General features: G+C 67.8%; 15 protein-coding genes and 2 tRNA genes. 13 read left to right on the top strand and 4 right to left on the bottom strand.

The window, feature by feature from the left end:
- The 9 genes from RU09_RS18700 to RU09_RS18900 all read left to right on the top strand — a co-directional run.
- Positions 1-225, top strand: a 225-nt coding sequence (locus RU09_RS18700; RefSeq protein WP_042539704.1) for a hypothetical protein, incomplete at its 5' end; no start/stop codon positions are given.
- 97 nt (positions 226-322) lie between these two features.
- Positions 323-3,181: a type I DNA topoisomerase gene (gene topA, locus RU09_RS08865; RefSeq protein ID WP_042539705.1), complete on the top strand. Its 2,859-nt coding sequence runs from the start codon at positions 323-325 to the stop codon at positions 3,179-3,181.
- On the top strand, positions 3,178-3,807 hold the full coding sequence (gene tmk, locus RU09_RS08870; protein ID WP_042539707.1) for a dTMP kinase: 630 nt from the start codon (positions 3,178-3,180) through the stop codon (positions 3,805-3,807). Before topA ends, tmk begins: the two co-directional genes overlap by 4 nt.
- Positions 3,808-3,897: 90 nt before the next feature.
- Entirely contained in the window at positions 3,898-5,055 is a 1,158-nt protein-coding gene (locus RU09_RS08875) for a DNA polymerase III subunit delta' (RefSeq protein WP_042539709.1), read from the top strand.
- Positions 5,052-6,608 carry an alpha/beta hydrolase gene (locus RU09_RS08880; protein ID WP_042539711.1) on the top strand — a complete coding sequence of 519 codons (1,557 nt, stop codon included), beginning with the start codon at positions 5,052-5,054 and terminating at the stop codon, positions 6,606-6,608. The genes RU09_RS08875 and RU09_RS08880 overlap by 4 nt, the downstream gene beginning before the upstream one ends.
- 51 nt (positions 6,609-6,659) lie before the next feature.
- A tRNA-Thr gene (locus tag RU09_RS08885) sits at positions 6,660-6,735 on the top strand.
- A gap of 85 nt (positions 6,736-6,820) precedes the next feature.
- Complete coding sequence (locus tag RU09_RS08890) at positions 6,821-7,402, top strand: isochorismatase family protein (RefSeq protein ID WP_042539713.1); 582 nt, start codon at positions 6,821-6,823, stop codon at positions 7,400-7,402.
- Complete coding sequence (locus tag RU09_RS08895; RefSeq protein ID WP_042539715.1) at positions 7,399-7,926, top strand: DUF1697 domain-containing protein; 528 nt, start codon at positions 7,399-7,401, stop codon at positions 7,924-7,926. Before RU09_RS08890 ends, RU09_RS08895 begins: the two co-directional genes overlap by 4 nt.
- Positions 7,923-8,135, top strand: coding sequence for a hypothetical protein (locus tag RU09_RS18900; protein WP_042539717.1), 213 nt, complete (start codon positions 7,923-7,925; stop codon positions 8,133-8,135). Before RU09_RS08895 ends, RU09_RS18900 begins: the two co-directional genes overlap by 4 nt.
- Before the next feature lie 8 nt (positions 8,136-8,143).
- Here the strand turns inward: RU09_RS18900 and RU09_RS08905 are convergent, their stop codons facing one another.
- Positions 8,144-8,344, bottom strand: coding sequence for a hypothetical protein (locus RU09_RS08905; RefSeq protein ID WP_042539719.1), 201 nt, complete (start codon positions 8,342-8,344; stop codon positions 8,144-8,146).
- A gap of 25 nt (positions 8,345-8,369) precedes the next feature.
- Here RU09_RS08905 and RU09_RS08910 point away from each other — a divergent pair, with 25 nt between their 5' ends.
- The gene (locus RU09_RS08910) at positions 8,370-8,891 is read left to right on the top strand and encodes a CGNR zinc finger domain-containing protein (protein ID WP_042539721.1); all 522 of its coding nucleotides are present in this window, start codon (positions 8,370-8,372) and stop codon (positions 8,889-8,891) included.
- A gap of 23 nt (positions 8,892-8,914) precedes the next feature.
- Here RU09_RS08910 and RU09_RS08915 read toward each other — a convergent pair whose 3' ends face one another.
- The 3 genes from RU09_RS08915 to RU09_RS08925 form a co-directional block, all read right to left on the bottom strand.
- On the bottom strand, positions 8,915-9,463 hold the full coding sequence (locus RU09_RS08915) for a type 1 glutamine amidotransferase domain-containing protein (protein WP_042539723.1): 549 nt from the start codon (positions 9,461-9,463) through the stop codon (positions 8,915-8,917).
- A 109-nt stretch (positions 9,464-9,572) separates the two neighbouring features.
- Positions 9,573-9,645: transfer RNA gene (locus RU09_RS08920), tRNA-Lys, on the bottom strand.
- A 129-nt stretch (positions 9,646-9,774) separates the two neighbouring features.
- Positions 9,775-10,437, bottom strand: coding sequence for a fasciclin domain-containing protein (locus RU09_RS08925; protein WP_042539725.1), 663 nt, complete (start codon positions 10,435-10,437; stop codon positions 9,775-9,777).
- A gap of 223 nt (positions 10,438-10,660) precedes the next feature.
- On the opposite strand from RU09_RS08925, the gene sigK reads away from it, so the two are divergent.
- From sigK to RU09_RS08940, 3 genes are read left to right on the top strand one after another with little or no spacing between them, the layout of a single operon-like run.
- On the top strand, positions 10,661-11,260 hold the full coding sequence (gene sigK / locus RU09_RS08930; protein WP_194285951.1) for an ECF RNA polymerase sigma factor SigK: 600 nt from the start codon (positions 10,661-10,663) through the stop codon (positions 11,258-11,260).
- Entirely contained in the window at positions 11,257-12,078 is an 822-nt protein-coding gene (locus RU09_RS08935; RefSeq protein ID WP_042539726.1) for an anti-sigma factor, read from the top strand. Before sigK ends, RU09_RS08935 begins: the two co-directional genes overlap by 4 nt.
- Before the next feature lie 28 nt (positions 12,079-12,106).
- Positions 12,107-12,736, top strand: coding sequence for a hypothetical protein (locus RU09_RS08940; RefSeq protein WP_042539728.1), 630 nt, complete (start codon positions 12,107-12,109; stop codon positions 12,734-12,736).
- The last annotated feature ends 19 nt before the right edge of the window (positions 12,737-12,755 follow it).

A 12,755-nucleotide genomic window follows, 5' to 3' on the forward strand; every position in this document is an offset into this window, starting at 1 on the left:
GGGGCCGCCGACGCCGCGGCGCTCGCCGCGGCCGACGCGGCCAGCGGTGCGATCGTCACGGCCGACGACCCGTGCGCCCTCGCCGCGCGGGTCGCGGCTGCCTCAGGCGCGGCCCTCACCGAGTGTGCCGTCGAGGGCTTCGTGGCGACTGTGCAGGTGAACGCGGCGTACGCTGGACTCGCTGCCGTCTCCCGAGCCCGTGCTGGGCCACCCGAGGGATCCTGACGGCGGCACGAGCACTTTCCGGCGAAAATGCAGGCGACCACTGTGACCAACCCATCACGGCGGTGTGTATGGTGTGCTTCGAAGAAAGGACGCTCCCTTGGCTGAAGGCAAGAAGCTCGTCATTGTCGAGTCCCCGACGAAGATGCGGTCGATTCAGGGATACCTCGGCGATGGCTACGAGGTGCTCAGCTCCGTCGGCCACATCCGCGACCTCGCAGACAAGAAGGACATCCCCGCCGCCGACAAGCAGGCGTACGGGAAGTACTCGATCGACGTCGACAACGACTTCGATCCCTACTACGTCGTCTCCGATCGCAAGACGAAGACCGTCGCCGAACTCAAGCGTGCGCTCAAGACCGCCGACGAGCTCCTGCTCGCCACTGATGAGGACCGCGAAGGCGAGGCCATCGCCTGGCACCTGCTCGAGACTCTGAAGCCGAAGGTCCCCGTCAAGCGCATGGTCTTCCACGAGATCACGAAGGACGCGATCCAGGCGGCCATCGGCAACACCCGTGAGCTCGACACCGACCTCGTCGACGCGCAGGAGACCCGCCGCATCCTCGACCGGCTGTACGGCTGGGACGTCTCGCCCGTGCTCTGGTACAAGGTCAAGACGGGGCTGTCTGCCGGACGCGTGCAGTCCGCCGCCACCCGCATGATCGTCGAACGAGAGCGCGAGCGCATGGCGTTCGTCTCCGCCGAGTATTGGGACGTCGAGGCGCTCGCCTCGTCGTCGTCAGCATTCAAGGTTCGTCTTGTGCGTGTCGACGGCGGCCAGCTCGCCCGAGGCACCGACTTCGACGACAACGGAAAGCTCAAGAAGGCCGTCGTCATCCTCGACGAGAAGCAGGCCGCTGAGCTCGCACTCGCCGTCGACGCCGCCGGTACAGGCTCGGTCACGAAGGTCGAGGCGAAGCCGGGAACCCGCAGCCCCTACGCGCCGTTCACCACCTCCACCATGCAGCAGGAGGCGGGCCGCAAGCTCTCGATGAGCGCCAAGCAGGCGATGAGCGTCGCGCAGCGGCTGTACGAAAAGGGTTACATCACCTATATGCGAACCGACTCGGTCGCGCTGAGCACCCAGGCCGTGCAAGCCGCTCGCAGCCAGGCCGTCGCGCTCTACGGCGACACCGCGGTGCCGCTGAAGCCGCGCGCCTACAAGTCGAAGAGCAAGAACGCGCAGGAGGCGCACGAGGCGATCCGTCCCTCGGGCGAGAACTTCCGCACCCCGAAGTCCGTCTCGTCGGAACTGGACCGCGAGGAGCACCGTCTCTACGACCTGATCTGGAAGCGCACCGTCGCCAGTCAGATGGCCGATGCGAAGTACGAGACCACGACCGTCACCATCGCGGTCGACGCCGCGGGGCGCAACGCCGAGTTCACCGCGTCCGGCACCGTGTACACCTTCAAGGGCTTCCTCGAGGCCTATGAAGAAGGACGCGACGAGAAGCGCAACGACAGGGACACCGACGAGAACCAGTCGCTCCCGGTCGTCGCCGTCGGCGACGAGCTGCGCATGTCGGAGTCCGAGGCCAAGGGGCACCGCACGACCCCCAAGCCGCGCTATACCGAGGCATCGCTGGTCAAGGCACTCGAGGAGCACGGCATCGGCCGCCCCTCGACGTTCGCCAGCATCATCGGCACGGTGATCGACCGAGGCTACGCGACCAAGCGCGGCCAGGCCCTCGTGCCGACCTGGCTCGCGTTCAGCGTGGTCCGTCTGCTCGAAGAGCATTTCGCCGACCTGATCGACTACGACTTCACCGCGGCGCTCGAAGACGACCTCGACGCGATCGCACGAGGCGAGCAGAAGCGCGTCGAGTGGCTGCGTTCCTTCTATTACGGCTCCGATTCGCACGTCGGCCTGCGTCAGACCGTCGACAACCTCGGCGAGATCGATGCGCGGGCGCTCAACTCCACGCCCATCACCGACACCGCCACGCTGCGCTTCGGCAAATACGGTCCCTACCTCGAGGTCGCGAACCCCGAGGCGCCCGACGAGAAGCCGCGCATCGTGAACGTGCCCGAGGATCTCGCCCCCGACGAGCTGACCGCTGCGAAGGCGCAGGAGCTCATCGACGCGCCGGTCGCCGGCGACCGGGTGCTGGGCACCAACCCCGACAACGGCAAGATCGTCGTCGTCAAGGACGGACGCTTCGGTCCCTATGTGCAGGAGAACGACCCGGTGTCCGAAGATGCCGCCGTCGACGAGGCGACCGGCGAGGTCGTCGACGCCCCCAAGCCGAAGCGGGGGGCCAAGAAGGCGGCCGCGCCCAAGCAGCGCACCGCCTCACTCTTCCGCTCGATGTCGGTCGACACGATCGACCTCGACACCGCCCTGCAGCTGCTCAGCCTGCCGCGGGTCGTCGGCGCCGACCCCGAGAGCGGCGAGGAGATCACCGCACAGAACGGCCGATTCGGTCCGTACCTGAAGAAGGGCACGGACTCCCGATCGCTCGAGAGCGAGTCGGAGATCTTCGACGTGACGCTCGAGAAGGCGCTCGAGATCTACGCGCAGCCGAAATACGGCGCAGGGTCCCGCCGTGCGTCCAGCGCGCTCGCCGAGTTCGAGGCCGACCCCGTCAGCAACAAGCCGATCCGCATCCGCGACGGTCGCTTCGGTGCCTACGTCACAGACGGAGAGACGAACGTGACGATCCCTCGCGGCCAGAAGGTCGAAGACATCACGTTCGAGATCGCCGTGCAGATGCTCGCCGACAAGCGCGCCAAGGGTCCGGCCCCGAAGCGCGGCGCAGCCGCGAAGAAGGCGCCGGCCAAGAAGCCGGCCGCGAAGAAGCCTGCGGCCAAGAAGCCTGCCGCGAAGAAGCCCGCGGCGAAGAAGGCGCCGGCCAAGTCGACCGGGACGGATGCCGAGAAGGCCGCCGCACGGTCTGCAGCAGCCAAGAAGGCCGCGGCGACGCGTGCCGCGAACGCCGCGAAGAAGGCCGGTTCGTGACATCAGGTCCCGGAATCTGGATCACCCTCGAGGGCGGAGACGGATCGGGGAAGACCACGCAGTCGAACCTCCTCGCCCAGTGGATGACGGATGAAGGGCGAACCGTCGTGCGCACCCGCGAGCCCGGCGGTTCGGAGGTCGGCCAGCTGATCCGAGACATCGTGCTGCACCATCGTGGGGACATCGCGCCGCGTGCCGAGGCTCTTCTCTACGCCGCCGACCGCGCGCATCACGTCGCGACGGTCGTCCGGCCTGCTCTCGCCCGCGGTGAGGTCGTGCTGCAGGATCGCTATCTCGACTCATCCGTCGCCTATCAGGGCGCAGGGCGAGTGCTCGACGGCGACGAGATCCGCGACCTGTCGCTGTGGGCCGCCGAGGGCGCGCTGCCCGACCTCACCGTGCTGCTCGACCTCGACCCCGAATCGGCGCGTGTGCGACTCGACTCGGCTGACAAGCCCTTCGACAGACTCGAAGCCGAGAAGAACGAGTTCCACGCGCGAGTCCGCGACGCGTACCTCGCTCTGGCGCAGGCCGAGCCGGATCGTTTCCTGGTTCTCGACGCCGCAGCGACGCCCGAGGTCATCGCCGAGCAGATCCGCGAGCGGGTCGCCACGCTGATCGGCTGAGCCTTCCGCACAGCACGCCGTCCGCCTGTGCGCCCCTCGCAGACGGGGACGGTTGCCGCGCACGTCGGTGCTCCCGATTAGGCTGAGGGCATGCCCCAGACTGTCGCCGCACCTTTCCCGTGGGCCGATGTGTGGGGGCAGGATGCCGCGGTCGACACGCTTCGCAACGCCGCATCCGATCCCTCCGCGCTGTCGCACGCCTGGCTCATCACGGGTCCGCCCGGGTCGGGGCGCTCCACGCTCGCGCACGCCTTCGCCGCAGCGCTCGTGGCGGACCACCCCGATGACGAGGCGTCGATGCGTCAGGTTCTCGCGGGAACGCATCCGGATGTGACGGCATTGCGCACCGACAAGGTCATCATCACGATCGCGGAGGCTCGTGCGCTCGTCGAGCGCTCGTACTTCGCCCCGTCTGCCGGCCGCTATCGCGTGATCGTGGTCGAAGACGCCGACCGCATGGTCGAGCGCACCTCCAACGTGCTGCTGAAGGCTCTCGAAGAGCCGCCAGAGCAGACGGTCTGGATACTCTGCGCCCCGAGCGAAGCCGACCTGCTGCCGACCATCCGTTCGCGCGTGCGCTCACTGCGACTGCGCGAGCCCGATGTCGCAGACGTGGCACGTCTGATCACGCTGCGCACAGGGGTCGATGAGGGCATCGCCGAGCAGGCCGCTCGTCATGCGCAACGGCACATCGGCATGGCCCAGCGACTCGCCACCGATGAGGCTGCCCGCCGCCGCCGTGACGAGACCCTGCGGTCTGTGCTGGGGGTTCGCGGTGTCAGCGACGCCGTCGAGGTCGCCGGCCGCATCATCCAGGCGGCCACTGACGACGCCAAGGCGCTCACCGCCGAGCGCGACGCGGCCGAGCGCGCATCCCTGCTGCGTATGGTCGGGATCGCCGAGGGGCAGGCCGTTCCGCCGGCCCTGCGCACGCAGATCTCCGCGCTGGAGGACGACCAGAAGAAGCGTGCGACCCGAAGTCTGCGTGACGGGATCGACAGAGTCCTCACCGATCTGCAGTCTCTCTTCCGTGATGTCGTCATGCTGCAGTTCGGCCGAGACGACGAGCTGATCAATCGCGAGCTTCGCGAAGACCTGGCCGCGCTGGCTGCGGCCTGGCCGGAGACCCGTACTCTTGTCGTACTCGACCACCTTGCCAACACACGCCAGTCGCTGGAGCGCAACGTCGCACCGCTGCTCGCCCTCGAGAGCTTGCTCGTGACTGTCACGAGCGGGAGGACACCGTGAACAATCGACCGACTTCCCGCATCCGACGTGCCGTCGCCGTGATCGCCGGCCTCGCCGCGGCCTCGGTCGCCCTCTCCGGGTGCCTGTACTCGATGATCCCCGAGCAGGCCGAGCCGAAGCCGTCCACCACGAACGCGCCAGACACCGAAGGCGTGGCAGAAGACCTGCTGCCGTTCTACGGCCAGACGCTCACCTGGAGCGAGTGCGGCACGGGGTTCGACTGCACCGAGGTGACCGCTCCGCTCGACTGGGAGAACCCGGGCGAGGGCGAGATCACCCTCTCCGTCGTGCGCCACCAGGCGACGGGAACGGCTCAGGGCTCACTGCTGACGAACCCCGGTGGTCCTGGCGCCAGCGGCGTCGAGCTCATCCGCGACAGTCTCGACTTCGCGGTCGGCGCCGATCTCATCGAGAACTACGACGTGATCGGATTCGACCCCCGCGGCGTCGGAGAATCCACCGCAGTGACGTGCTTCGACGCTGCAGGCATGGACGACTACCTCTACACGATCCCCGCAGGCAAGCGGGGGAGTGCGGAGTGGGAGGCCGAGCTGCTCGAGGCCCACAAGGAGTTCGCCGACGCGTGCGAGGCGAACAGCGGCGGCATCCTGCCCTACGTCACCACGATCAACGCCGCACGCGACATGGATCTGATCCGCGCGGTGCTCGGCGACAAGCAGCTGAACTACCTCGGCTACTCCTACGGCACTTTCCTCGGTGCGACCTACGCCGACCTGTACCCCGAGAAAGCGGGCCGACTCGTGCTCGACGGTGCGATCGACCCGGCCGTCTCGGGGCTCGATGTCGGTGCCACTCAGGCGCTCGGATTCGAATCGGCCCTCCGCGCGTACATGCAGAACTGCCTCGACTCGGGCGAGTGCCCGTTCAACGGCACGGTCGACGAGGCCATGGCCGATCTCGGTGCACTGCTCGCGAGCGTCGACGCGTCTCCGCTCGAGAACGGCGACGGGCGCATGCTCGGCGCGGACTCGCTGATGACCGCGATCATCGCCGCCCTGTATTCGGCAGACAGCTGGCAGTACCTCACGCAGGCGCTCGACGAGGCTCTGCAGGGCGATCCGACGACGGCGTTCTTCCTCGCCGACTTCTACAACGGACGTGAGAACGGCACCTATCTCGACAACTCGAGCGAAGCCTTCCGCGCCTACAACTGCATGGACTATCCCGTCGAGGACGACCCGGCGGCCGAGGCGGCGACCGAGAAGAGGATCGCCGACGGCGCACCGACCATCGCTCCGTACTGGAACGGCCCCGACTCCTGCTCGGTGTGGCCCTACCCGCCGACCGGGACGCGAGGCGAGATCAACGCCGAGGGTGCCGGCCCGATCCTCGTGGTCGGCACGACCAACGATCCGGCGACCCCGTACGAGTGGTCCGAGTCGCTCGCCGAGCAGCTCGACGAGGGCGTGCTGATCACCCGCGTGGGCGAAGGCCACACCGGATACAACAAGGGCAACACGTGCGTCGACAGCGCCGTCGAGGCGTTCCTCCTCGACGATGTCGTGCCCGAGAGCGACGTCCGCTGCGAGTGATCGCGGCTCGATTCGCGGTGCGGCTCCGGAACGGGTAATATCGATGATCGCGCCGCTTTAGCTCAGTCGGCAGAGCATTTCACTCGTAATGAAAAGGTCGTCAGTTCGATTCTGACAAGCGGCTCCAGCAGGCCCCGTGATGTGAACAACATCTCGGGGCCTTTTGGTTTCCTGCCTTGGGGAGACCCGCGAGGGCGGCGTACGCTCAGACCATGAGCAGAGCGCTTCTGATCGTCGATGTGCAGAACGACTTCACCGAGGGCGGCGCTTTGGCCGTCGACGGCGGGGACGCCGTGGCATCCGCTGTCTCAGCGTTCCTCGCCGCACATGCGACGGAGTACGACGTCATCATCGCCTCGCGCGACTGGCACGACGCCGAAGGCGACAACGGCGGCCACTTCGGAGAGGCGCCGGACTACGTCGACACGTGGCCCGTGCACTGCGTCGCAGGCACGCCCGGCGCCGACTACGACCCGCTGCTGGTGACCGATGCCGTCACGCACCATGTGCACAAGGGGCAGGGTCGCCCCGCCTACTCGATGTTCGAGGGCGCGACCGAAACGGGAGACACCGTCGGCGCGATCCTCACCGCCGCGGGTGTCCTCGAGGCCGACGTCGTCGGCATCGCCACGGACCACTGCGTGCGGGCCTCTGCGCTCGACGCGGTGGCGCACGGAGTCCGAGTGCGCATCCTCACTGACCTGATCGCGGGTGTCGCACCGGGGCCGAGTGCGGCGGCTCTCGCAGAACTCGCCCATGCGGGTGCCGTGCTCGTCGAGAGCGACTCTGCGTGACACGCAGCGTCCTGCTGCTGCGAGCGGTCAACGTCTCGGGCCGCAATCGAGTGCCGATGGCACAGCTGCGCGAGGTGCTCGCTCCGGTGCTGGGTGAGGTCTCGACCTACATCGCGAGTGGGAACATCGTGTGCGAGCATCCGGATGATCCGACGTCGGTGAGCGCTCGGGTCCGGGAGCTGATCGCCGACGAGTTCGACGTCGACACCCCGGTCATCCTGAGGACTCACGACGACCTCGTGCACGCCCTGGATGCGCGCCCGTTCGGCGGAGCGTCGGAGAAGCTGCTCCACGCGATGTTCCTCGAGGCGCCGGCCGCGCCCGGGGTCGTCGAGGCGCTGCAGGAGCGGCTCGTGCCGGGGGAGCGGATCGCGCTGGTCGGCGACGATCTGTGGATCGACTACGCCGAGGGCGGTGTGCACAGCACGAGGCTCACCAAGGCCGTCCTCGATCGTGCGCTCGGCGTCGCAGGCACGGCGCGCAACCTCCGCACGATCCGGAAGCTCGCCGAGCTGACCGCATGAGCGAGAGGGCGCCGTTCACGCTGGCTCTGCCCTTCACGGGGCGGTGGATCGTGCAGAACAGCCCGGCGTCGCGCGTCCCCAGCCACAGCACAGAGCTGTTCGGCAGCTCGCACGCGATCGAGCAGGACGGCCGGGGGATCCCGCTCGCCTTTCTCCGCGAAGGAGAGCAGGACTGGGTGCCGCGGAACGGCGAGATCGTCGCTGTCTGATCAGTGGTTCAGTCCGAGGTCTCGCGGCTGATCGCCGAGGGAGGCATCAGCGGGTGCGCCTGCAGGTCGACGCGATGCGTGCCGCAGTCGGCGCAGCGGACGTACACGACGACGCCTTCGCTGGTCGGATGCCGCGAGTCGGCGACCCAGGCATGCTCGTGTGCGGTGGTGGTCTGACGAGGGATCGGCAGAGCGTGCAACGTGGTCATGCATCCAGCGTGATGTAATGGCCTTATGCATCTCAACCCTTACGGCGAATATGCGGTTCTCCTGGCCGCGTCCCTCGCCGACGACTTCCCCGTCGATCGAGCGGGAATCGAGGAGCGCACCCTCGAGATGGGGATGACGATGACGTTCCCTCCCGCCGCCGACGACCACGAACGGGTCAGAGAGGTGGTCGACGACTGGCTGCGGATCGTCGACGCGGCGGACCCGGACTCTCGCGCGGAGATCCTCAACGCGCAGATGGCGGAAGCTGCGGCGTACCCGCGCCTGACGAACCACGACGGCGAAGGCTGGCACCTGCACTACCGCGACGATGTGCGATCTCTGCCGTATGTGCTCCGGGCCGTCTTCGCGGTCGGCACGTCGCTGCACCTCGTCACCCGCGGCATGGACCGACTGGGTCGCTGCGAGGCCTCACCCTGCACGAACGTGGTCGTCGACGTGACCCGCAACGGGCGGCAGCGATTCTGCTCGGTGCGCTGTGCGAACAGAGCGGCGGTCCGGCGTCACAGGGCGCGCGCTGGCGCCTGACTACGGACCGCCGGGAATTCAGATCACGCGGTCTGCCCTGCGTGCTTCCCCTCGGCGACCTCTTCGATCAGCTTCGCGTTGAAAGCGGGGAGGTCGTCGGGAGTGCGGCTGGACACGAGACCTTCGTCGACCACCACTTCCTCGTCGACCCAGGTGGCTCCGGCGTTGCGGAGGTCGGTCGCGAGGCTCGGGTAGCTGGTCAGCGTGCGTCCGTCGACCACGCCGGCTTCGATCAGGATCCACGCGCCGTGGCAGATGACCGCGACCGGCTTGTGCTGCTCGAAGAACGAGCGGGCGAGGTCGATCGATGCCTTGTCGAGCCGCAGGTGGTCGGCGTTCACGACGCCGCCCGGGAGCACGAGAGCGTCGAACTCGTCGGCCTTCGCCGTCTCGGACGTGAGGTCGACGTGCTGCACGTGACCGTTCTTGCCGGTGATCTGCTGTCCGTCCGGTGCGATGAGCGTGGCGCTCGCGCCTTCGCCCTGCACCGCTTCCCACGGACTGGTCAGCTCGCTGTCCTCGAATCCGTCTGTCGCGAGGAATGCCACTCGGCTGTCGGTGAGAGTCGCCATGATGCGTCCTTTCGTGGGGTGAATGTCCCGGATGGGGACGCCACGACTCTCTCGCAGGGTGCCGACGGAGTGAAGGGGGTGGCCGGATCCGGCCGGTGGTGATAAACGGTGGGCCCCGTGGGGCTCGAACCCACGACCCGCGGATTAAAAGTCCGATGCTCTGCCAACTGAGCTAGAGGCCCGCCCCTCCAGTCTAGGGCGCAAAGAAGGAGCCGCTGACGACGTGTCGTCAGCGGCTCCTTCTCCATCCCACCGACCTCCCCCGAGAGGTGGGACGGCTTACCGAGTGTCCGCCTCGGCGTTCCCGGGCCTTACTCGGCCGGGGGCATCAGGACCGTGTCGATGAGGTACACGGTCGCGTTGGCGGTCTGGACTCCACCGCAGATGACGGTGGCGTCGTTGACCATCAGGTCGTCGCCGCTGCCGGTGACCTCGAGGTCAGCACCCTGGACGGTGGTGTGCATGCCGGCGATCTCGTCAGGTGCGACCTGGCCGGGGACCACGTGGTAGGTCAGGATCGAGCTCAGCGTGGCGCTGTCGGTCTTGAGTGCCTCGATGGTGGCCGGGTCGATCTTCGCGAAAGCGTCATCGACGGGTGCGAAGACGGTGAACTCGTCGCCGTTCAGCGTGTCGACGAGGTTGACGTCGGGGTTCAGCTGTCCGCTGACTGCGGCCACGAGCGTGGTGAGCAGCGGGTTGTTGGATGCTGCGGTGGCGACCGGGTCGAGCGACATGCCCTCGACGGATCCTGCGCCGTCCGGAACAGCCTCTGCGTATGCGGCGCAGCCGGGGCCGACCAGGTTCGCGGCCGGGTCCATCGTCTCGGTCTCGGGAGCCATCGTCTCGGACGACTCGGGGGCCGTCGACTCTGCCGGCTCTTCGGTGGTGCCGCCCATGGAACATGCGGAGAGCAGGAATGCGCTCGCAAGGCCGAGGGTGATGGCTGCGGTGACCTTCTTCTTGGTGCTGAACATCTCAAGCTCCTTCAGAACACTGCCACGGCCTCTCCGTGGCGTTGACAGTCGTTCGGAGCCCCACCGGGATCGGATGGGAGAAACGTCAAAGTTTTTTCCGAGCCGCCGAATCCAATCCGTTTCGAGGGTCTGCAGCGAACAGGTTTCGACGAGGAGCACTTAAGAGGACTCGTTTCCGTCACTTTCAGGTGGCGGCTGCACGGGAAAGCGGGGTGAATGCGGCATGCTGTTAGAGATGGTCATCGATGGAATGGACGTACCCGAAGACGGTACGGCTCGGGATGCTGTCGCTGACCTGCTCCTTCGCATCGGCGACGGTGATCAGCGCGCATTCGCGGAGCTCTACGACACTCTGTCGTCACGCGTCTTCGGCCTCATCCTCAGGGTCCTCGTGAATCGCTCGCAGAGCGAAGAGGTGCTCCAAGAGGTCTTCTTGGAGATCTGGCAATCCGCTACGAAGTTCGCTCCGAACAAGGGTCAGGGAAGAACCTGGGTGATGACGATCGCGCACCGTCGTGCGGTCGACCGGGTTCGGGCGTCCCAGTCCAGCGCGGACCGAGACGTACGAGCCGGGTTCAGGGACATCGGGGTCGCGCACGACAGTGTGGCGGAGACGGTGGAGCTGGGCATCGAGGGCGAGAAGGTGGTTCACGCGCTCTCAGGCCTTCCCGAGGTGCAGCGCGAAGCTCTCGTCCTGGCCTATTACGGCGGTTACAGTCAGAACGAAGTGGCAGCTCTCGTCGGGGCGCCGCTGGGGACGATCAAGACACGGATGCGAGATGGGCTCTCGCGACTGAGGACAGCTATGGGGGTGACGGCATGAACGAGAAGGACTTCGCAGAACTCGCGGCAGGAGCAGCGCTCGACGCGCTGTCGCCCGATGACCAGCAGCGGTATCACGCCGCACTCGCAGCGCACCCGGAATGGCAGGGCATCGTGGATGCCGATGCCGACAGTGCCGGCTTCCTCGCCGACGGAGTGGCGCAGGCCGTTCCTTCGCCCGACATTCGTGCCGCTCTGCTCGCACGTATCGCCGTCACGCCGCAGAGCGGCGATGTCGTTCTCTCGGACTCGGCGCCCGACTCGATGCCCGACCCGGCGCCCGGCGAGACGGCAGATGCCGCGCCCGTGGCGGACTCAGCGCCCGCCGCACGCGATGGCGACGACGCCCCGAAGGCTCCGGCACATCGCCTCCGCTTCCTCTTCGCGCTCGCGGCATGCCTCGCGCTGCTCGTCGGTGTGGGGGCAGGCGCCGTCGCGATCAACACCTACATCAACCGACCGGCGAGTGTCGTCGCACTCGAGGACATCCAGGCGGCCGGCGACGCTCAGCAGGCCAGCGTGTCGCTCGAGAGCGGCGGCACTGCGACCGCGCACTGGTCGGCGTCGCTCGGCAAGTCCGTGCTCGTGACCGACGGCATCCCGTCGCTCGCCGAGGGCAAGACCTACGAGCTCTGGTATGTGCGCGGTGACACTCCGGTGTCGGCGGGCGTGTTCGCGGCCGACGACGGCGAAGCGACAGCGGTGCTCGCGGGCGAGATGCACGCGGGTGATGTGATCGCCGTCACGGTGGAGCAGGACGGAGGCTCGCCCTCGGGCCTGCCGACATCCGATCCCGTCGTCGTGATCCCGACGGCCTGATGCCTCGGATCGCGCGTACCCTGGACTGATGCCTGAGCAGTTCTCCCGTCCGGTGCGCCGGCCCACCAGTGCCTTCGACAACATCGTGGGCAGTCACGATCCCGCCGAGGAGACGCGCGTCGCGCATGCGACCGCATCCGCTCTGCTGACCCGCGTGCGCGCCGATGAGAGCGGCGTGAGCGCCGACCGGCTCGTCGCCTTCACCGACGAGCACGGCATCGACGAGATCGCCGAGCTCTGGTCGAAGGCTCCGTCTCGCACTCTGCCGGGCGCGCTGTGGCGGCTGTACCTCCTGCAGCTGGCCATCCACGGCGATCCGCACACCGCGGCCCTGCTGTACGAGCGGGGCAGAGTGGAGCTCGCATCCGTGGATGCCGTGATCGCCGGAGCACCGGTGCCGGCGAACCCCGACGAGCTCGTCGCACTGATCGACACGATCCTCCGCGGTGCGTTTCGCGGCGACTTCGCGGTCGCCCTCGATCGGGCCGCGGCGTTCTGCCGAGTCCAGGCCTCTGGCGCGACCCACGCGGCGGACGACTACGAGCCGACCGAACCGTCGCGCGCGAGCGAGCTCACCACCCGCGCCCTGCGGCTGAGCAGCTATGCGCAGGACCTGTCTGCCGCTGCCGTGCTGTGGCGCTCGGGCGCATTGGCCTGAATCGACGCGGCGGCCGGGT

The sequence above is a fragment of the Microbacterium sp. MEJ108Y genome (assembly GCF_000834175.1).
GTDB classification, from domain to species: domain Bacteria; phylum Actinomycetota; class Actinomycetes; order Actinomycetales; family Microbacteriaceae; genus Microbacterium; species Microbacterium forte.